Source organism: Emergencia timonensis, from assembly GCF_900086585.1.
GTDB lineage: Bacteria > Bacillota > Clostridia > Peptostreptococcales > Anaerovoracaceae > Senimuribacter > Senimuribacter timonensis.
In genome coordinates this window covers 2,175,797-2,194,780 of the sequence record NZ_FLKM01000009.1, presented here as the reverse complement: position 1 = coordinate 2,194,780, position 18,984 = coordinate 2,175,797, and the positions used below count along the sequence as shown (strand labels likewise).

Here is an 18,984-nt window from a genome sequence, read left to right as displayed (position 1 = left end):
ATTATGGCAGAAAAGAAATTAGGAAAACAAACCGTGAATTTTGCACAAGGCCCTTACGTAATCGGTTCGGCAGCGGTAGGCGGAGAGAAAGAAGGCGAGGGACCTCTGAAATCATGGTTCGATCTGATTTTGGATGACGATACTTTTAGCGAAAAGACATGGGAGAAGGCGGAAAGTAAAATTCTCAAGGAGACCATGCTGCTGGCATTGCAGAAATCTGGCAAAGATAAAAAAGATATCGACTTGGTACTGAGCGGCGACTTACTCAATCAGATTATGTCGTCCTCTTTTATGGCACGTGATCTGCACCTGCCGTTTTTGGGCTTATATGGCGCGTGTTCAACAATGACGGAGTCCTTGCTGCTGGGTTCTATGCTTACCGACGGAGGCTTTGCCCATAACATCATCGTCGGCGCATCCAGTCATTTCTGTACAGCTGAAAGACAGTTCAGAATGCCTGTGGAACATGGCAATCAAAGACCGCCTTCTGCACAGTGGACAGCAACGGCTGCAGGCTCTATGCTTGTGTCAGATCAGATGGTCGACCTGTCGAAAATCGGCAGTGTAGATGATAAGCAGAAGATCGTCAATCCGCGCAACATCCAAGTTGACTGCGGTACCATAGGAAAAGTAATCGACGCAGGCGTAAAGGACGCCAATCAGATGGGAAGTGCAATGGCACCGGCGGCAGTAGATACAATTTTAAATCATTTAGAAGATACGGGACGGACCATTGATTATTACGACCTCGTCCTCACTGGCGATTTGGGTTATATCGGTAAAGATATCGCTACAGATTTGCTCATCGATGCAGGGCTGGACGCTAACGCTGTAAAAGAGAGGTACGATGACTGCGGAACTATGCTGTATTATAGGGAAGAGCAGGACGTTCACGGCGGCGGCAGCGGCTGCGGCTGTTCAGCATCAGTGTTTTGCGGTAATATTATAAACAGAATGAGAAAAGGGGAACTGAACAAAGTTCTGCTGGTTTCTACTGGTGCTATGCTTTCTACCCTCAGTCCGTTCCAGGGTGAGAGCATTCCTGGTATCGCTCACGGGGTGGTTCTGGAGACGTGTTAACTATTAAAGCATAAGGAGTTGCCAACAATTTGCAAAACAAATTGGGGCAACTCCATTAGGAGGTAAAGCAATGGATTATGTATATACATTTTTAATCGGAGGAGCGATTTGTGTGATCGGTCAGATTTTGATGGACACGACCAAACTGACTACACCGCGAATTCTCGTTATCTTTGTGGTGGCGGGCGTGGTTCTGCAGGCAGTGGGGCTGTATGAACCTTTAATCAATTTGGCGCATCAAGGGGCAAGCGTACCACTGCCAGGTTTTGGTTATACTCTGGCCAAAGGGGCTATGGAAGGAGCAAAGGAAGGCTTCCTCGGTGCAATTACTGGGGCGGTCAAAGACTCCGCCGCAGGTATCGCAGTTGCAATCGCCTTTGGATATATTGTATCGCTGATTTTCACACCAAAATCCCCTTTAAAATAGGGAACGTGCATTTAGAGAAAACTCTCTATGATTGCGACGATGCAGGCCGGTATGGCAAGCAGGAGAAATGCACCGACAGCTATTCGAAACAGATTTAAAAGGAGCTGATCCTTTCTCTTAAAGGGAAATTTGTCTCTGAAGTTCTGATAGTTGGCAAAGTACAGCGTCCAAAGAAAAAGGAATGAGACAATGGCAGCTCGATTTAAATAGAGGGTAAATCCTGCAAGTGGAATTCCTTTTTCATCGCTGATCTGCAGAGTAAGGGAAAAACAACAGATAAAAAGATACCAAATAACAGAAAGTACCATATTGCGAGGCGATTTTTTTCGAAAACCGGGCAGAGCGCGAGAACTCTGACCGGTTTTTTCTATGGCTGTCCTTAGAACGCTTACGGTCTGATACCGATCCTGCGGGTCAATGGACAGGCATTTGGAAATGATACTCTGAAAAGGCCCGACCGGCCTGCTTTCCGACGGCAGCACACCAGTCAGCATTTTGTTCGCCAGTACGCCGACAGAAAAAATATCAGTTCTTTCGCTGGACTGCAGGAAACCATACTGTTCTGGCGCGGCGTAATCTTCTGTTCCCATTAAAACAGTATCCCTTGATTTGTCAGGATTGTAGTTCTTTGACGCGTCAAAATCGATGAGAAACAAGTGATTTTGACTGTCCAGTATGAGATTGGACGGTTTAATATCCCGGTGAATAATCGGCGGATCATATTCATGAAGAGGCTTTAGAATCTGGCACAGATCCATGAGAATCCGCCTGGTTTCCTCTTCAGAAAACAGCCGCTGCGCCAGGATTTCCTCAAGGTTTTGACCGTTAATATACTCTTCTATGACGATCAAACGGTCGTCCTCTTCGATCAACTCTTTGATTGCCGGAATGCTGGCAAAGTGTTCTCTTTCGAGGGTTTGATAAATTTCCAGATTATGAGGAGACACCATCTTCTTGACATAAAGCTTGCGGGACTCCACGTGCTGCACCAAAGAAACCTGGTGTTTTTCATTTATGACTGCAACTTCCTTATAAAAAGAAAGGGTGAATTCACTTTCTAAAGACATCGCTTTCTCCTTTTTTCTTGATTTCTCTCTAAGGGTATTGTAACATATGGACAGGAAGTTGAACATATTTGTGAGGGAGATTATGGAGAAAGATACGACACGGACCTTGTCAAAGGCGCTGGAAAAAATACATAAGAGTGAAGAGGCAGATCAGTTTATAGAGAAACATAGTCAGTCGGACTTTGCCTACTTTTATGAGTATCTCAATTGGATCATCGCAAAGAAGGAACTGACGACGGCCGAAGTCATCACCCGCAGCGGGGTCAACAAGAACTATGTCTATAACATCCTCAATGGTGATAAGAAAAAGCCTGGCAGGGACAAGATTCTGGCCCTCTGCATCGGTGCGAGGATGTCCTACAGCGAAACCCAGAGAGCCTTGGAGATTGGAAATGTTGCGCCTCTATATCCAAAGGACGAGCGGGACGTGCGCATTGCAGTAGGCATCAACAGCGGCGCAGGCGACGTGATGAAGATCAATTTGATCTTAGACGAGTATGGGCTTGAACCTATTAATGTATGATACCGCTCTATAAATAAAGACGCGATTGCACCCTGATGCGGGTGCTTTTTTTGTGCAGCCGCTGTCTGGAGACATGGCAGTTAATCAAATAAGGGGCTGCCGACCACATTTGCATAACGAATCACTACGATTCTGGAAAATCTGCGTAACTTGTGCGGTGTAACTGACAATTGAGTCAAGCCGAAAAAATTTTTCTTGCTGTCAGCACGACATTTTTACTTCATCATTCGCTATGATGTACTTGTAAATCATAGAAAGGAAGGAACACGACATGAAAACAACAAAATTGATATTGAGCATCATCTCCATGATACTATTTGTCATTATCGCACTGCAGTCCTGCGCGGCTGGCTTTAGCAATACATTACAGGAAAATGGAGAATTGGGAGGTACAGCGGGACTCATGCTGGGTATCTGCATGGTTATCGCAGCCATTGTCGGCATGGTGACCAGAAAAGGCGGAAAAGGCGGAGCCTTCACAGCAGGAGGCTTTTATCTGGCAGGGGCAGTCATCGGTTATGTCAATGCAGGGAGTTACGCAGATTTAAAAATCTGGTCTACCGTCTCACTGGCATTCGGTATTGTCTTTATCGCCGGCACACTGATTGCGGCGAGGAAAAATGGATAGTGATACCAAAAACTTAGAAAAGGCTATGAAAGCCCTGCAAACCGATGAGCAGATTGAAGATTACCTGTGCTGCCAGCAAGAAGATGGCGAAATAAAGTATTTTTATCAATACCTCCATCAAATTGCTGACGCCAAAAGAATACCCATGAGTCAAGTGGTTGCAAGGAGTAAAGTAAATCGAAACTACGTTTATAATATAACAGGCGGCGTGAAACGAAATCCGGGAAGAGACAAAATCATAGCATTATGTATTGGCGCATGTATGAACTATGAGGAGACCAACAAGGCCTTAGAAATTGGAGGCTATTGCAGACTGAATCCCAAAGACGAAAGAGACGTGAGAATTGCGGTAGCGATTAACACCAGAAAGCACGACGTAGTGAAAATTAATGAAAGCTTGATAAAAAACGATTTGCAGCCCTTGAAAATCTAAAGGGGGAAAAATAGAATAGAGCTATCGCATGTTCGGCAAAAGCCGCCCGTTCCGTAAGACCGGGCGGCTTTTGCTTTCAAGTATTACTTTCAATCAGCGAAAGACTATGGTAAAATATAGCCGAAAGACTTTGTGTTTTCTTTACAAAAAACCATAGTTATGGTAAACTATTATACTATACGAAGAAGCCCGGACGAAGTGAACTTCGAGGGTTTCCAGCATAAATTCTGCCAAAGAAGCTGCTCTGCGGCTGACTGAACAGAATGTTATGTTCAGGTGATTGAAATATGAGTTTTGTAATTAATATAGGCAAATTTTGTCTGATGATATTATACGGGATTCTAAAACTTTTCCCGAGCAAAGAGAATAAAGTATTGTTTTTGAGCAGGCAGTCTGATGAACTGAGCCTGGATTTTTCTATGTTAAAAGAAGAACTCTTGCGACAGAATCCAGATGTTCAAATCATAGCAATCTGCAATCGTTTAGACGACAGCAAAAGTGGACTCGTCGGCTTTGCGGCGGACACGCTGAAAAGCATGTATCATCTGGCTACCAGCAGAGTCTGCGTGCTGGATGCCTATTGGCCGGCAGTATCCCTGCTACATCATAAGGACAAGCTGACTGTGATTCAGATGTGGCATGCCATCGGCAAAATCAAGAAATCCGGCTATCAGACCCTCGGCAAAGAATCGGGCAGAGGAGAGCAGATTGCAAAGCTGCTGCACATGCACGAGAACTACGACATCATCATTGCAGGCGGTAAGGCATGGAATCCATATTACTGCGCCTCTTTCCATACGACGGAAAATAAGCTGCTCAACATTGGACTGCCGAGAATCGACCATTTACTGCAGAGTGAGGAAGCAAACCGTAAAGCTGCACTGAAGGCTTATCCTGAACTCAGCAAAAAGCAGGTGATACTCTATGCGCCAACTTTCAGAAGAAATATGGAGCTGAACTGGCAAAATTTATTAAAAGAAATTGATTTCCATAAATATATACTGATTGTAAAGGGGCATCCTAATCAGAAGATAGAATGTAAACGAGACGGTGTATTGCTCTGCCCGGACTTTAAGGCGGTGGATCTTTTGGCTGTCTGCGACTACCTGATTACGGATTATTCCGCTATTGCAGTAGAAGGAGCCGTTCTGGGCAAAAAGACTTACTACTATCTTTACGACTATGAGGAATATACAGAAAAGAATGGCATCAACGTCAACCCATTTGAATCCATGCCTGGCTGTGCTTTTAAAGACGCCGGCGAGCTGATTCGGGATTTGGAATCAGGCAAGTACAATCAGCAGGCCTTGGATGAATATCGGACAAAATATCTGCCGGAAGAACTAGGGACTTCGACCAGAAAGCTGGCAGAACTCATCATCAGAAATCTAGCATAAGGAAGAGAAAAAGCATGTTTAAATTGGCAAAAAAATATATCAAAAAATTGAAATTATTCATCCTTTATTGGAGAAGGATTGTCTTTGCTAAAAATAATTTTAAATGTCCTTTCTGGAAGAAGATCAGAGCAAACGTCTGCGGCGGATTTCTTGCAGATCAGTGGATGCTTTATGATTTTGATCACAACGACAAGAGCGAATACCTCTCTGAGTTTGATTGGTACCGTTCGAGGTACATCAATGAACCATTCGACTTTCTGCTCAATAACAAGATTGCGGCGGCAGAAATTTTGCAGCAATACATCAGAGTTCCCGCAAGTTACATGATTAAGAATCATGGTTTTCTCACCAGCTTTGACAGCAAACATATGGAGTACGAAGACGCTATCACCCTGCTGAAGGAAAAGGGCAAGCTGTTCATCAAACCATACGGTGCCGGTAAAGGAAATGGTGTTAACATTTTGATCTATGAGGACGGCAAAATCTTTGTCGACAGAGATGAATATTCCGAAGCAGATTTTGTCAAGTTCCTGCAGGGCAGGGATGACTGGTTTATCTGCGAATCTATGAAGCAGCATCAGTACTCTGACAATATCTACGATAAGACTGTAAATACCATCAGGCTGATTACCCTGAGAGACATACACACCCACCAATTTAAGGTTTTCTTTGCAGTACAGAGAATCGGCACTGCGGCTACGATACCGGTGGATAACGGCAGCAGGGGAGGTCTGGTTGCGAAAATCGATTTAGAGACGGGCGTCTTAAGTGAAGCCAGATGCCTGCACAATAAAAATGTGTACAAGGTACATCCGGACTCGGGCGCACCCATTGAAGGCGCTGTCATTCCAAACTGGGAAACCATCAAGGTAGAAATCCTGGAGCTGGCAGATCACATGCCTTACATGCACTTTATCGCTTGGGATATCCTGGTAACCGAAGACGGCAATATCTGTATTATAGAAGCTAACACGTCTTCAGGAGTGAATATCATTCAGCTTTGGGGCGGTCAGAGAAACGACGAATTAGGTGACTTTTACCGCTATCATAAGGTAATCAAGAAATAAATGACGAGTTAGGAGACTACCAATGAAATACATTATCATGGCTGATGGAAAAGGCACCCGGTGGAATAATTATCACGATATACCAAAGCACTTTATCGAAGTCGGCGGGGAAACACTTCTCACAAGAACAGTCAGACTGCTCCGGCTCTTTGATGCAGGCTGTGAAATTATCATCACATCCCACGATCCCAGATATGAGGTCGAAGGTGCAAGACGCCATGAGCCTGTCAATAACGTGCTGGAAATAGACCGTTTTACCACGGAGTTGATTGAGAATAACGTCTGCTTTCTCTATGGAGATACCTTCTATTCCGATTCGGCGATTCAATCTATCGTCAGCACAAAAACCGACGATCTGATGTTTTTTGGCAATGAAAAATCAATCGTTGCCGTCAAAGTCAAAGATGCAAGGATTTTTCAATATCACGTAAACCGTGTGAGGGAATTGTTTTTACAGGGGGAAATAAAGAAGTGCATAGGGTGGCAGGTTTACCAGTCATTTATGGGAATGTCCTTTGACGAAAAGAAAATTGCAGGAAAGTATGTCTATATGGAGGACGGTACGAGAGATTTTAATTCGCCTGAGGATTACGAGAAGAGTGAGAGGAAAGGAAATTAAGTGGAGACATTAAAAGAGATACTAAAAGCGCATATTGATTATAGAAAACAGCTTTTTAAGCTTGCAAAGTCAGATATCATTAAAACCTATAAGGGTGCAGCGCTGGGCTGGGCCTGGGCGCTGATCAGGCCGGCCATACAAATTTTTGTTTTCTGGTTTGCCTTTACCATCGGTTTGCGGCACGGAAAGCCGGTAGAGGGCTATCCGTTCTTTCTGTGGCTTATTGCAGGTATGATTCCCTGGTTTTATATGAGGGATATGATTACAGGCGGTGCGGCCTCACTGCGGAGATACACCTATCTCGTAACGAAGATTAAATATCCGATCTGCACCATACCGACCTTTGTCAGCATGTCCTTGTTTCTTGTCCATATGGGGCTGCTGACCATCGTCATTTTAATTTATATGGGCTTTGGGTACATGCCGGATATCTACTATTTACAGCTCCCGTTTTACATGCTTCTGATGTTTTTATTCTTTACTACTTGGGGACTGTTTGCATCGGTGCTTTCGGCCATGAGCAGAGACTTTCTCAATTTGGTAAAATCGCTGACGACAGCGCTTTTCTGGTTGTCGGGCATATTGTATAACGCCCAGGAGGTTAAACCGATCATACTGCGTAAAATACTGATGTTTAACCCTATTACGCTGGTTACTAACGGCTACAGAGACTGCTTTGTCTATAAAGAGTGGTTTTGGGAAAACCCTGTAGAACTGAGGAATTATGTCCTTGTTCTCTTGGTGATGGCTGTCTTGGCAGTTTGGGCATACAAAAAACTGAAGAAAGACGTTCCGGATGTATTATAAGGGGAAAAGGAATTTTTATGAATAATATAGCGATACAGTTTAAAAATGTGACGAAGGTATATAAATTATTTAAGAACGATAAACAAAGATTTAGGGCTATTTTCTCAAAGCGAGTGAAACCGAAGATTAAGAAAGCGATTAACGAGGTTTCTTTTACCGTCGAGAGAGGTGAATCCGTAGCCTTATTCGGAAGGAATGGCGCAGGAAAATCCACGATACTGAAGATGATTACTGGCGTCACCTATCCCACCAAGGGAGAAATCATCGTGGACGGCAGAGTCAGCGCCCTGTTGGAGCTGACAGCGGGTTTTGATCCGGACTTTACTGGCAGAGAGAACATCTTCTTTCGCGGCCAGCTGCTGGGCATCAGCGATGAAGAAATTCGCGAACTGGAAGACGAAATTATAGAATTTGCTGACTTAGGCGACTATATCGACCAACCAGTCAGAACCTATTCCAGCGGTATGAAAGCCAGACTGGGCTTTGGAATCAATGCAAACATAAAGCCTGAGATTTTGATCGTGGACGAGGCACTTAGCGTCGGAGATAAAGAATTCCGCCGCAAATGTAATCTAAAGATAAACGAAATCGTCGGCGGTGGAGAAGTGACATTTTTATTCGTAACCCATTCAACAAATGTTGCCAAAAGCTTTTGCAAAAGAGGAATCGTCATGAAAGCTGGAAAGCTGGTTTATGACGGCGATATTGAAGATGCCATACAGTTTTATGAAGACATGGTAGATAAGGAAGTAGCGGCAAAAAAGAAAAAAGGCAGCAATAAAGTTTTAGGATAGGAGAATATTATGGCAAGACGTCGAAAAGAAATCTTCGCACACAACAACAGATACGAAGGCAATATTTTTAAACGATTCGGACGTTGGTTTGGTAAACTCAGAGGCTGGCAGAAGGGCATTCTGATCGGCCTGACCGTCATCTTGATTGTTGCAATCGGAGTTGCCAGCTATGTCTTTGCAAAGCTGGGATTGTTGGACCGCGTGAGATTAAACGAAAAAGAATTATCCTGTGTGGATGTAGACGGTTACATCAACATACTGCTTCTAGGGGTAGACAGCAGAGACATGAAAAACATTCAAGGCTCAGGTGCGGATGCAATCATGATTCTCAGTATCAAAGAGGAGACCGGTGAGGTCAAACTGATATCGGTATACAGAGATACTTATTTGAAGATGGGCGAAAATGACAGCTATAATAAGATTACTGACGCTAATCGAATCGGCGGCCCGAAGATGACCATTCAAGCGTTAAACCAGGCCATGGATATGAATATCAGCAAATTTGTGGTCGTAAACTTTAAAGCCGTAGCGGATTTGGTAGATCAAGTGGGCGGTATCACAGTTGACGTGCAGGATTTTGAAATTCCGCAGTTGAACAAGTATACCATTCAAACCGCAGAGAATATTGGAAAGAAGGACTATAAGCTGGTGGAAAAAGCTGGCGAACAGACTTTGGAAGGTGTTCAGGCCGTTTCTTATGGTAGGATAAGGAAGGGTGTCGGCGATGATTTCAAGCGAACAGAGCGCATGAGGACTGTTCTCACAAAAGTCTTCGACAAAGTGAAGAAAATGAGTTTCGGCGAACTAAATGACCTTTTGGATCTTTTGCTGCCGCAGGCACAGACAAATCTGGGCAATAGTGACATGTTGGGATTGGCAGCAAGGCTGACTAATTTTAAGATTGAAGAAAGCATAGGCTGGCCATATGATATCACTGGTGGAATGATCGACGGCGTTTCCTATGTATTCCCGGATAACCTGGCAGATAATACGACAAAGCTGCATCAGGAGGTCTTTGGACAAAAGGATTACAAACCGTCTGAAACGGTAACTACGATCAGTAATGAAATAATCAGCATTGTTGATGGTTCTGTATCGAATTCAAAACCAATTGATCCGACACAGGATGTCACCGACGGAAATACCGGAAATACAGATCAGAATACCGGACCTAACGGCAGCGGCGGCGATTCCGGCAGCAGTGGAAACAGCGGCGGTTCTTCCGGAGGCAGTGGCAATAGTGGCGGCAGCTCTGGCGGTAATTCTAATAAACCGAAACCAGAACCGACTCCAGATCCAGAACCAACGCCGGATCCGACCCCGGATCCAGAACCGACTCCAACACCAGATCCAACGCCGGATGACGGTGGCGGTACGACATCACAGAGTGAATAATTAAGAAAGTTAGAGAATAGGAGATAAAAAATGGCAAAGGAAAAGATCAATTTTGAAGACGAAGATATCAAGTTAAAGTATAGACATACGACTTCCCATATCATGGCGCAGGCTGTTAAAAATTTATGGCCTGATGCAAAACTGGCAATCGGTCCTGCAATCGACAATGGATTTTATTACGATATCGATATGGAGCATAAGCTGTCCGATCAGGATCTCTTGAAGATTCAGAAGGAAATGAAGAAGGTCATTCAAGCGAACCACAAACTGGAACGTTTTGAACTGCCTAGAGAAGAAGCCATCAAATATATGGCGGACAGAAATGAAGATTATAAAGTAGAGCTAATCCAGGATCTGCCGGAAGATGCGATTATTTCCTTCTACAAGCAGGGCGACTTTGTTGACCTCTGCGCAGGACCACACATGGAATCCACAGGACAGATCAAGGCTGTCAAGCTGATGAGTGTGGCAGGCGCCTATTGGAGAGGCGACGAGCACAACAAGATGCTGCAGAGAATCTATGGTACTTGTTTTCCTTCACAGGAAGAACTTGATGAATACATCAATCGCCTGGAAGAAGCGAAAAAAAGAGATCATCGTAAAATCGGCAAGGAGATGGATCTGTTCATGCTGACCGAAGAAGGTCCGGGATTCCCATTCTTTATGCCAAAAGGCATGACTATCAGAAATGAACTTGAAAATTTCTGGCGGCAGGAACACAGAAGGAGAGGTTACCAGGAAATCAAGACACCTCTGATTCTCAATGAGGAGCTTTGGAGAACTTCCGGCCACTGGGATCATTACAAAGATAACATGTATTTTACAAAAATTGACGACCAGGACTATGCCATCAAACCGATGAACTGTCCAGGTTCCATGTTAGCTTATAAGCGTAAGATGTGGTCATACAGAGATCTTCCGCTGCGAATCGGTGAACTGGGCCAGGTTCACAGGCACGAACTGTCAGGCGCGCTGCATGGCCTCATGAGAGTGAGAACCTTTACACAGGACGATGCGCATATTTTCATGCTGCCGGAACAGATCAAAGATGAAATCGTCGGAGTGGCAAAATTCATCGATGACGTGTACAGCATGTTCGGCTTTAAGTACCATATCGAACTGTCCACAAGACCGGAAGATTCTATGGGTACTGACGAAGAATGGGCGATGGCAGAAGAGGCTCTGCGTGAAGCCATGCAGGAAGTTGGCGTGCCGTATGTGGTTAACGAAGGCGATGGTGCATTCTACGGACCAAAACTGGACTTCCATCTTGAGGACTCCCTCGGCAGAACTTGGCAGTGCGGTACGATTCAGCTGGATATGCAGATGCCGCAGAGATTTGATCTCACATATGTAGGGTCTGATAATGAGAAGCACAGACCGATTATGATTCACCGCGTGATCTTTGGATCAATTGAAAGATTTATTGGTATTTTGACAGAGCACTTTGCGGGTAAATTCCCATTGTGGCTAGCGCCGGTTCAGGTAAAATTATTGACCGTAGCGGAGACTTTTGCGGACTATGCCAAAGAGGTTGCAGCCAAGTGTGAAGAAGCGGGTCTTCGAGTAGAACTGGATATCAGAAATGAGAAGATCGGTTACAAACTGAGAGAAGCGAGAAATGAAAGAGTTTCTTACATCTGCGTCATCGGTGAAAGAGAAGCGGAGGCCAACTTGGTTTCTGTTCGTTCCACCAAGGTGGGCGAGCTGGGAGCGATGTCAGTAGATGAATTTATTGATAAATTAGTTGAAGAAGTAAAGTCGAAAGCGGTGTAACATGTTTGGAAAGAAGAGAGAGCATGAACCGTGGAGGGACGGCGTTTACCTGTGTACGGTAAATGACAGCTTTCAGGCGGACTTATTGGAGTCAAAGCTGAAGGGCGAAGGGATTCCTTGTGTAAAGAAGTATGAGGGCGCCAGTAACTACATTGAAATCTTTATGGGACAGAACACCACGGCACCCATTGAACTCTATGTACCAGAGGACAGCCTGGAGGATGCAAAAAATATAATTGTTCCTGTAGACTTAGATGATTGTGAACCGATAGAAGAGAATTAATAAAGTAAGAAGCCGCTCAGCACTGCGTTATAAAACGCAAGTATCTGCGGCTTCTTTTTTTCTAAGCATCGGTATCGCAAGATATGACGAATATTGTATACGAATTCCTCCTTTGGCTGTTCACATAGGTATGTTACAATGTAAATAGATGAAAATAAAGGGGGTGAAATATGAAAAAGATATTGGATCAATTATCTATTATTAATTTTTTAGTTATTACGATTGCAGGAATCATTAATGCAATCGGTGTAACGATGTTTTTAGCACCAGTAAATCTTTATGACAGCGGAATATCAGGCACCTCGATGCTTTTCGCACAGATGACGCCTGACTTTATGACACTGTCAATCTTCTTAATCCTGTTGAACTTTCCACTATTTGTATTCGGGATGAAAAAGCAGGGATCGGTTTTTACGATTTATTCTCTGTATGCAGTGGCAGTCTATTCCATCGTATCCTTTCTCATTATCAACATATTGCCGGTTAACGTCAGCATCGCATCGCCGTTGGCGGAACAGGATTTATTCTTGTGCGCTTTGTTCGGCGGTATGATTTCCGGCGTCGGCAGTGGATTGACGATCCGCTTTGGCGGAGCCATAGACGGCATTGAAGTTATGGCTGTAATCTTTGCAAAGAGACTAGGCATTACTGTGGGGACTTTCTGCATGTGCTACAATGTGGTACTCTATGTTATCATTGGCATCATCAAAAGCAACTGGATTTTGCCGCTCTATTCTATCGTCACTTATATGGCTGCCCTCAAAACCATCGACTTCATCGTTGAAGGTTTAGACAGGGATAAGACGGCCATCATAGTTACGAGCAAAGAGCAGGAAATCTGCAATGCTCTCTCTGAGGAATTTGGGACGGGCATCACCTTAATTAATGCCAAGGGATATTATTCCAACGAGGAAAAGACGATGGTTTATCTGGTAGTCAATCGATTTCAGATTGGAAAGATGAACGCTATCATTCACGCTTTAGATGAAAACGCCTTTATCACGATTACCGAAAACATCTAGTCTTCTCGTCGGGTTCCTAATCCCTCTGTAATGCTGCTGCTTGCAGCCCTGGCTGACGAATATGCAAACTGCAGATTGTAGCCGCCAGTAAAACCGTCGATATCCAAGACCTCTCCAATTGCATAAAGACCAGGATATCTCTTCAATTCCATACGTTTAGAATTGATTTCTGTCAAAGAGATGCCGCCAGATGTAACCATGGCCTTATTATATCCGGCAACGCTGGCAACTAAAAAGGTATCTCCTGTCAAATTCGCCGCAATTTCCTTTGTCCGATTTCCTGACCTATCCGCCACGAGCTGTAGAAAGCTCTTTGGAAGAAGGAGCTCTTTAGATAAGAGCTTGGGCAGACTACCTCTGCTGTTTTTTAAGGCAGCGCTTATTTTCTCTATGACGGTATTTTTATCCTCAGGATAAAGATAATTCAGTTTTATCGTGTCTCCTTGACGAATCTCTTTGGAGAGATTCAGCATTAGGGGACCGGATAGATTGTCATGGGTAAAAAGCAGATCGCCAGAAGCTTCTGCCATTTTCTTTTCATTTCTCCATACGGAGAGACATACATTCCGAAAGGAAACTCCGGAAATTTCACGATAGGGATAATCGGCCACGTTGACAGGGGAGAGAGCGGGATGCAGGGGTGCGATTTCAATACCAAGACTTTTCCGCAGGATGGGAAACAGAGAGCCGTCAGAGCCTGTCGTTGGATAGGAACAGCCGCCAGTTGCTATAACTAGGTGCGTGCATAGATAAGTCTTCTCTGCTGCAGTGACCTGCCACAATCCTCCTGCCGTTTTTTTGATATGGGATACAGGGCTTTCATATTGAATCGCAAAGCCGTTTTTTTGGCTTTTAGATAGCAGCAATTTCAAAATATCACAGGCAGCCATTGATTTGGGAAAGACTTTACCGTCTTCCCTCGCTATGGTATCTACGCCGCCGTCGTGAAGAAATTCTCTGAGATGCTGGTTATTGTACTTATAAAGGCAGCTTCTGATTTTACTGCCATTTTTGCCATAGCACCCCACAAAATCTTTGATGGAGCCGTCATGGGTGACGTTACACTGACCGCCGCCGCTCATCAAAAGCTTGGTTCCGGGATGTTTTGTCTTTTCTAATATTAGGCCGTGCACTGTTTTTGCAAAAGTTGCGCTACAAAACAGACCAGAAGCGCCGGCGCCGATAATGATACAATCGTATGTCATAGGTGATGTCCTTTCAGTCATTGGTTATCTTCAGCTTAATCTATTTTTGGCAGGATTACAACTCCTTTGCCAGTAGTTTATTGATATGCGGATAGATCTCGGCATAAACATTGAACATCTTTTCTTCTTTTTCACTCTGGACACCAGGATAAAATGCTTTGTATTGCAAAGTGTATTGATATGAATCAGTTTGGATTACCATTGCATCTTCCAAGGTCATCCCTTCGACGTCCTGAATGAGTGCCGTTTTGAACTTATCTCCAAAGGAATCAGGCAGTTTCATGATCAGCTTTTCACCGGTTTTGTCCAGAAGCTGGAAGTCCGAAGCTTGTTCATTTTGAATAGAGGTCAGGGCTGACTGCTTGTATTCACTGCTCTCATATATCTTGCGATAGGCATCTATTAAACCGAGTTTGTTTTCTAAAGGAACCGAATAAAATCGCCTTATCTCATTGCCGTCCTTTAAATGATAACTGATTTCGAAGAAATACGTGTTTTCGGTCTCCTTCGTCAGATATGATTTATTTTTTACGAGCAGACGATGGAAATTCGTTAAATTAACAATGTTCTCTTCTTTTGTTAAAACAACCTCATTATCTGAAAGATATTCAGGCATGCCGATGAGTGGAAACGGATCGTCTAATGCGATCGATTCTATGGTACCGGCTTCGGGCACTTTGGTCGTATAGCCAGTCAAATCAAAGACGGTCAGCCCGAAAAAGAGGACGAGGGCTGCGAGGACGGCCATATATTTTTTCAATGCGGCGAGGCGGAATACTGCAAGGCTTTTTTCCAAAATCATCCTGGCGACGATATAAAAGAGGAAAGAGCCGATGAGGGAACCAATCAGAAGCAGAGGCAGGTTGATTATTTCACCGCCCCAACTGATGATGAAAAAATCGAAGATGATGGTAGCGACAAAGGCGAAAAGGACACAGATGATTTCTCCCAGCCATGTAATTACTGTAGCGTTTCCTTCTTTCTCCAAAGGAAGCCGTCGATAAGCCGCGGCAGAACACCATATTAATAGGAAGGCTACGAGCAAATAGGCGAGATATGTAAGCATCGTGTAACCATCGTAGAGTATGGAGATATAATTATTCCGCTCAAAGCTGACAGGAGAGAAGATATAGCTTGCCAGCGGTGAATTGGAGTAACCAAAGAGAAAGGCTGACATGAATCGATTGACGAGATAAATCGTAATCGGCAGAAGGCCATTAAAAAACATGGCTAGCAGAATGTGGGTTACCACACTGCCTGCCACTACTGCAGCAAAGGTTGAAACCGCATAGACAAAAAATGTGGAAACAAATGTCCGAAAGATCCAGGAAGGCAGGATCTCTGGGGCCAAATCATAAACGTCACCGCGGAGTAAAACGGCGTAGCACAGCCCTATGAGCAATATGGGCAAAACAATCATGATCATACCCGAAACCACGCTGGAGCGGTATAATTTCTTTCTTGAAAAGGGCATGGCGTGCATGGCAGTAGCTGGCGCATTCCCATGTAAGTAAGAAAAGACTGCGATTGAGGCGCAAATAGGGAGTACCATCAATACGCCGAGATAGACGTAGTCGTGATTTGAGAGAACGTCATTGGTGAGATAACGCAGCGTCTCGTAGCTGCTCGATTTTACGATGAGCGGCAGAATACCTCTGATAAAATAGGCGAGGAACGCTGCAAATGGTATTAGCCAGAATTGTTTTAGATTTCTGGACACCAGCACTGCTGATAGATTACAAAAGGATTTTTTTGATTTCATCGTCTTCTCCTCCCAATTCGTAGATAAATATTTCTTCCAATGTCAGTGGCAGCAGGTCGAAAAGCAGAGGCTGTTCGGCTTCAATGACTTCTCTGATTCTGGCAGCTTTTTCATGAATAATCAGCAGTTCCACTGAGCCTTTGCTCTCCTGGTGCAGGATATGCAGGTTTTGCAGTACGCTGTCAGGACAACCGCTGGTACCGAAAGAAACCTGTACTTTGTTCATCTTGCTCTTCATGGCGTCCAGTTCTTTCTCGAGGTGCATACGGCCTTTGCTGATGATGCCGATGGAATCGCAGATTCCCTCCATCTCACTTAAATTGTGAGAAGAGACTAAAACGGTCATTTGCTTCTCGGCGACTTCATCAACAATCAGTTTCCAGACCAGCTTACGTGCAACGGGATCTAAACCGTCTATCGGTTCGTCCAAAAACAAATAGTCTGGCGATGTGGATAGGGCAAGGGTGAAGGCTGCCTGCTTTTTGATGCCCTTAGAAAAGCTGCGGATCGTTTTCTTATCGTCGAGACCAAAGAGGGCAATCAAAGTCTCGAATTTCTTTTGATTCCAGCCGATGTAAATATCTCGATAGAATTTTCCCATATCAAAAAGTGATGTGCCGGCGGGAAAATACAGGTCATCTGACACGAGGCTGATGCGTTGTTTGAGTTCTTCATTATCAAATACAGGTGTCTCGTCTATTAAAATTTTACCTCTGTCAGGAATTAAAACACCTGCGAGCAGACGTAAGATTGTGGTTTTTCCAGCGCCATTTGTGCCGATTAGACCATAGATTGACCCCTTCTGCACACAAAGGTCTAAATCAGTCAGCGCAGGAAAGCCATCAAAGGCTTTACTCAGGTTTTGCACATAAATCATTTTCTATCCTCCTCAATTACCGCTATGACGATATTCTTTGCTTCTTCATGACTAAGTCCCAAATACTGCAGGGCTTTCAATGCTGATAGAATTTCTTTTTCAATTTCTTCGATACGGCGCGGATCAGGTCGTAATTTAGTTTTGTCACAAGCAAAAGTACCTACGCCGGCAGTGGTATAGACAAAACCCTCACGCTCTAATTCTCGATAAGCTTTTTGGACCGTATTGGGGTTTATCGTCAGATCTCTCGACAGCTCTCTGACTGATGGCAGCTTGCTCCCCTGTGCAAGGACATCGGTCATAATCAGCTCCTTGATATTATCGACGACCTGCTCATAGATAGACTTATGGCTGGTCATATCTATCTGAAACATAGTCTGACCTCCTTTTCTGTCTTAAGTGTACTATATTGACTAGTACACTGTCAACGATAATCTCAATTGCTTCGGTATATATTGTCATTCTTTCGACAGCCGTTTACAAATTTCAACAAAAATGATACAATGAATATCGTTAGAATTTCAATTAATTGAAGGAGTAGGGAAGAGATGTACGATGATAAAAATCAAGGACAGGAAAATCGTCAGGTGAACACCTACGATCCTGACCAGCTATATAAAGGCAATGCCCGTAAAAAGGGTTTCAGCAGTTGGAAGAAAGGCCTGATCATTTTTTTGATTATCGCTGTCGCGATTGTGATCCTTGGCGTCAGCTGCAACATGGGTGTCAACAATATGCTCGGTACGGCAGAAGATGACTATGACTATAATAGCGATTACATAGGAGTGCTTGCATTGCATGGAACCATAACAGAAGAAAGCGGCACGTCAGATACTTACAATCAACAGTGGCTTATGGCCCGCGTCAAACAGATGAAAAATGATTCTTATAACAAGGGCTTGATTCTCAGCATCGATACGCCGGGCGGCAGTGTTTATGCCACAGATGAGCTGTATCTGCAGATTAAAGAATATGCGGAGGAGACAGGAAGACCAGTCTACACTTATATGGAATCCACGGCAGCTTCTGGAGGGTATTATATTGCATCTGTCAGCGACAAAATTTTTGCAAACAGAAACACTCTTACAGGATCCATCGGTGTGACCATCGGTACCGTATATGATATCTCAGGATTTTTAGAGAAGATGGGAATTAAGACTGTGACCATCACATCAGGTGATAACAAAGCCATGGGCAGTTCTGTAAATCCGTTGACGAAAGAACAGAGGGAAATTTACCAAAGCATTGTAGATGAGTCTTATGACCAGTTTGTCGACATCGTCGCAGAAGGACGCAACATGAAGCTTTCAACCGTGAAAAAATTAGCTGACGGCCGAATCTATACGGCAAAACAGGCAGAAGAAAACGGCCTAATTGATCAAGTAGGCACCTTGGAAGATACAGTCAGAGATATGCAGTCTACCTACGAGCTGGAAGACTGCGATTTGCAGACAATGGAATATAAGCCAAAGACTACGTTCTTATCCTGGCTGGAAAGCAAAACTTCAACCGACGAAAGCAGTGCGAAGTCAGAGTATGACCAGCTGATGAAACTGATGGAAGAGAATAATCAATTTACAGTGACATATCTGTCACCGATACAGAAATAGGAGGAGAACAGATGACTTGGGGAGCTTTTTATATGTATTATGCATGTCCAAAATGTGGAAAGAAATTTAAATACGCGATTGACCTGCTGGACGTGGCAGGAGAGCAATTTGGTCAATGTCCTAACTGTAAGCTGGAAGGTACTTTTATCAAGGAAGGTCCCAATACTCCTGACAGCTTGGAGTATGAAGAAGTCGACGAGTAGGAAAATCAG

Annotated in this window: 21 protein-coding genes; 16 read left to right on the top strand and 5 right to left on the bottom strand. The window is 44.1% G+C overall.

Going from position 1 to position 18,984, the window contains the following annotated elements:
- Window positions 1-3 precede the first annotated feature (3 nt).
- A complete protein-coding gene (gene spoVAD, locus BN6539_RS21240; protein ID WP_067543054.1) occupies window positions 4-1,080 on the top strand; it encodes a stage V sporulation protein AD in 1,077 nt (358 codons plus the stop codon).
- A gap of 70 nt (window positions 1,081-1,150) precedes the next feature.
- Window positions 1,151-1,507: a stage V sporulation protein AE gene (spoVAE, locus tag BN6539_RS21235; protein WP_067543051.1), complete on the top strand. Its 357-nt coding sequence runs from the start codon at window positions 1,151-1,153 to the stop codon at window positions 1,505-1,507.
- A gap of 11 nt (window positions 1,508-1,518) precedes the next feature.
- On the opposite strand, the gene BN6539_RS21230 is transcribed toward spoVAE, so the two are convergent.
- Window positions 1,519-2,574 (bottom strand): serine/threonine protein kinase, encoded by a 1,056-nt coding sequence (locus tag BN6539_RS21230; protein ID WP_067543049.1) that lies wholly within the window; start codon window positions 2,572-2,574, stop codon window positions 1,519-1,521.
- Window positions 2,575-2,656: 82 nt separating this feature from the next.
- Between BN6539_RS21230 and BN6539_RS21225 the strand changes: the two genes are divergently transcribed.
- The 12 genes from BN6539_RS21225 to BN6539_RS21170 all read left to right on the top strand — a co-directional run bounded on the left by BN6539_RS21225 (window position 2,657) and on the right by BN6539_RS21170 (window position 13,318).
- Window positions 2,657-3,097: a hypothetical protein gene (locus BN6539_RS21225; RefSeq protein ID WP_067543046.1), complete on the top strand. Its 441-nt coding sequence runs from the start codon at window positions 2,657-2,659 to the stop codon at window positions 3,095-3,097.
- Window positions 3,098-3,368: 271 nt separating this feature from the next.
- Window positions 3,369-3,725 (top strand): hypothetical protein, encoded by a 357-nt coding sequence (locus BN6539_RS21220; protein WP_067543043.1) that lies wholly within the window; start codon window positions 3,369-3,371, stop codon window positions 3,723-3,725.
- The gene (locus tag BN6539_RS21215) at window positions 3,718-4,158 is read left to right on the top strand and encodes a hypothetical protein (protein WP_067543040.1); all 441 of its coding nucleotides are present in this window, start codon (window positions 3,718-3,720) and stop codon (window positions 4,156-4,158) included. The genes BN6539_RS21220 and BN6539_RS21215 overlap by 8 nt, the downstream gene beginning before the upstream one ends.
- 287 nt (window positions 4,159-4,445) lie before the next feature.
- A complete protein-coding gene (locus tag BN6539_RS21210) occupies window positions 4,446-5,555 on the top strand; it encodes a CDP-glycerol glycerophosphotransferase family protein (protein ID WP_067543037.1) in 1,110 nt (369 codons plus the stop codon).
- A 14-nt stretch (window positions 5,556-5,569) separates the two neighbouring features.
- Window positions 5,570-6,622, top strand: coding sequence for a sugar-transfer associated ATP-grasp domain-containing protein (locus BN6539_RS21205; protein ID WP_067543034.1), 1,053 nt, complete (start codon window positions 5,570-5,572; stop codon window positions 6,620-6,622).
- Window positions 6,623-6,644: 22 nt separating this feature from the next.
- On the top strand, window positions 6,645-7,241 hold the full coding sequence (locus BN6539_RS21200; protein WP_067543031.1) for a 2-C-methyl-D-erythritol 4-phosphate cytidylyltransferase: 597 nt from the start codon (window positions 6,645-6,647) through the stop codon (window positions 7,239-7,241).
- On the top strand, window positions 7,242-8,048 hold the full coding sequence (locus BN6539_RS21195; protein WP_067543028.1) for an ABC transporter permease: 807 nt from the start codon (window positions 7,242-7,244) through the stop codon (window positions 8,046-8,048).
- Between the two features lie 17 nt (window positions 8,049-8,065).
- On the top strand, window positions 8,066-8,842 hold the full coding sequence (locus BN6539_RS21190) for an ABC transporter ATP-binding protein (RefSeq protein WP_067543025.1): 777 nt from the start codon (window positions 8,066-8,068) through the stop codon (window positions 8,840-8,842).
- Between the two features lie 9 nt (window positions 8,843-8,851).
- On the top strand, window positions 8,852-10,237 hold the full coding sequence (locus BN6539_RS21185; RefSeq protein ID WP_067543020.1) for an LCP family protein: 1,386 nt from the start codon (window positions 8,852-8,854) through the stop codon (window positions 10,235-10,237).
- Window positions 10,238-10,267: 30 nt separating this feature from the next.
- The gene (gene thrS, locus BN6539_RS21180; RefSeq protein WP_067543017.1) at window positions 10,268-12,013 is read left to right on the top strand and encodes a threonine--tRNA ligase; all 1,746 of its coding nucleotides are present in this window, start codon (window positions 10,268-10,270) and stop codon (window positions 12,011-12,013) included.
- A 1-nt stretch (window position 12,014) separates the two neighbouring features.
- Window positions 12,015-12,296: a putative signal transducing protein gene (locus BN6539_RS21175; RefSeq protein WP_067543014.1), complete on the top strand. Its 282-nt coding sequence runs from the start codon at window positions 12,015-12,017 to the stop codon at window positions 12,294-12,296.
- Between the two features lie 170 nt (window positions 12,297-12,466).
- The gene (locus BN6539_RS21170; RefSeq protein WP_187375551.1) at window positions 12,467-13,318 is read left to right on the top strand and encodes a YitT family protein; all 852 of its coding nucleotides are present in this window, start codon (window positions 12,467-12,469) and stop codon (window positions 13,316-13,318) included.
- On the opposite strand, the gene BN6539_RS21165 is transcribed toward BN6539_RS21170, so the two are convergent.
- From BN6539_RS21165 to BN6539_RS21150, 4 genes are read right to left on the bottom strand one after another with little or no spacing between them, the layout of a single operon-like run.
- Complete coding sequence (locus tag BN6539_RS21165) at window positions 13,315-14,523, bottom strand: BaiN/RdsA family NAD(P)/FAD-dependent oxidoreductase (protein WP_067543011.1); 1,209 nt, start codon at window positions 14,521-14,523, stop codon at window positions 13,315-13,317. The genes BN6539_RS21170 and BN6539_RS21165 overlap by 4 nt on opposite strands.
- Before the next feature lie 55 nt (window positions 14,524-14,578).
- Complete coding sequence (locus BN6539_RS21160; protein ID WP_067543008.1) at window positions 14,579-16,285, bottom strand: hypothetical protein; 1,707 nt, start codon at window positions 16,283-16,285, stop codon at window positions 14,579-14,581.
- A complete protein-coding gene (locus tag BN6539_RS21155; RefSeq protein WP_067543005.1) occupies window positions 16,260-17,162 on the bottom strand; it encodes an ABC transporter ATP-binding protein in 903 nt (300 codons plus the stop codon). Before BN6539_RS21155 ends, BN6539_RS21160 begins: the two co-directional genes overlap by 26 nt.
- Window positions 17,159-17,536 (bottom strand): GntR family transcriptional regulator, encoded by a 378-nt coding sequence (locus BN6539_RS21150; RefSeq protein WP_067543002.1) that lies wholly within the window; start codon window positions 17,534-17,536, stop codon window positions 17,159-17,161. Before BN6539_RS21150 ends, BN6539_RS21155 begins: the two co-directional genes overlap by 4 nt.
- A gap of 174 nt (window positions 17,537-17,710) precedes the next feature.
- Between BN6539_RS21150 and sppA the strand changes: the two genes are divergently transcribed.
- Window positions 17,711-18,772, top strand: a complete 1,062-nt coding sequence (gene sppA, locus BN6539_RS21145; protein WP_082907662.1) for a signal peptide peptidase SppA — start codon at window positions 17,711-17,713, stop codon at window positions 18,770-18,772.
- A gap of 11 nt (window positions 18,773-18,783) precedes the next feature.
- Window positions 18,784-18,975 (top strand): excinuclease ATPase subunit, encoded by a 192-nt coding sequence (locus BN6539_RS21140; RefSeq protein WP_067543000.1) that lies wholly within the window; start codon window positions 18,784-18,786, stop codon window positions 18,973-18,975.
- Window positions 18,976-18,984 lie beyond the last annotated feature (9 nt).

What these genes read in the sequence shown, in the direction of transcription:
- spoVAD (WP_067543054.1), top strand. Translation starts at nt 4, where the DNA reads ATGGCAGAAAAGAAATTAGGAAAACAAACCGTGAATTTTGCACAAGGC.
- spoVAE (WP_067543051.1), top strand. Translation starts at nt 1,151, where the DNA reads ATGGATTATGTATATACATTTTTAATCGGAGGAGCGATTTGTGTGATC.
- BN6539_RS21230 (WP_067543049.1), bottom strand. Translation starts at nt 2,574, where the DNA reads ATGTCTTTAGAAAGTGAATTCACCCTTTCTTTTTATAAGGAAGTTGCA.
- BN6539_RS21225 (WP_067543046.1), top strand. Translation starts at nt 2,657, where the DNA reads ATGGAGAAAGATACGACACGGACCTTGTCAAAGGCGCTGGAAAAAATA.
- BN6539_RS21220 (WP_067543043.1), top strand. Translation starts at nt 3,369, where the DNA reads ATGAAAACAACAAAATTGATATTGAGCATCATCTCCATGATACTATTT.
- BN6539_RS21215 (WP_067543040.1), top strand. Translation starts at nt 3,718, where the DNA reads ATGGATAGTGATACCAAAAACTTAGAAAAGGCTATGAAAGCCCTGCAA.
- BN6539_RS21210 (WP_067543037.1), top strand. Translation starts at nt 4,446, where the DNA reads ATGAGTTTTGTAATTAATATAGGCAAATTTTGTCTGATGATATTATAC.
- BN6539_RS21205 (WP_067543034.1), top strand. Translation starts at nt 5,570, where the DNA reads ATGTTTAAATTGGCAAAAAAATATATCAAAAAATTGAAATTATTCATC.
- BN6539_RS21200 (WP_067543031.1), top strand. Translation starts at nt 6,645, where the DNA reads ATGAAATACATTATCATGGCTGATGGAAAAGGCACCCGGTGGAATAAT.
- BN6539_RS21190 (WP_067543025.1), top strand. Translation starts at nt 8,066, where the DNA reads ATGAATAATATAGCGATACAGTTTAAAAATGTGACGAAGGTATATAAA.
- BN6539_RS21185 (WP_067543020.1), top strand. Translation starts at nt 8,852, where the DNA reads ATGGCAAGACGTCGAAAAGAAATCTTCGCACACAACAACAGATACGAA.
- thrS (WP_067543017.1), top strand. Translation starts at nt 10,268, where the DNA reads ATGGCAAAGGAAAAGATCAATTTTGAAGACGAAGATATCAAGTTAAAG.
- BN6539_RS21175 (WP_067543014.1), top strand. Translation starts at nt 12,015, where the DNA reads ATGTTTGGAAAGAAGAGAGAGCATGAACCGTGGAGGGACGGCGTTTAC.
- BN6539_RS21170 (WP_187375551.1), top strand. Translation starts at nt 12,467, where the DNA reads ATGAAAAAGATATTGGATCAATTATCTATTATTAATTTTTTAGTTATT.
- BN6539_RS21165 (WP_067543011.1), bottom strand. Translation starts at nt 14,523, where the DNA reads ATGACATACGATTGTATCATTATCGGCGCCGGCGCTTCTGGTCTGTTT.
- BN6539_RS21160 (WP_067543008.1), bottom strand. Translation starts at nt 16,285, where the DNA reads ATGAAATCAAAAAAATCCTTTTGTAATCTATCAGCAGTGCTGGTGTCC.
- BN6539_RS21155 (WP_067543005.1), bottom strand. Translation starts at nt 17,162, where the DNA reads ATGATTTATGTGCAAAACCTGAGTAAAGCCTTTGATGGCTTTCCTGCG.
- BN6539_RS21150 (WP_067543002.1), bottom strand. Translation starts at nt 17,536, where the DNA reads ATGTTTCAGATAGATATGACCAGCCATAAGTCTATCTATGAGCAGGTC.
- sppA (WP_082907662.1), top strand. Translation starts at nt 17,711, where the DNA reads ATGTACGATGATAAAAATCAAGGACAGGAAAATCGTCAGGTGAACACC.
- BN6539_RS21140 (WP_067543000.1), top strand. Translation starts at nt 18,784, where the DNA reads ATGACTTGGGGAGCTTTTTATATGTATTATGCATGTCCAAAATGTGGA.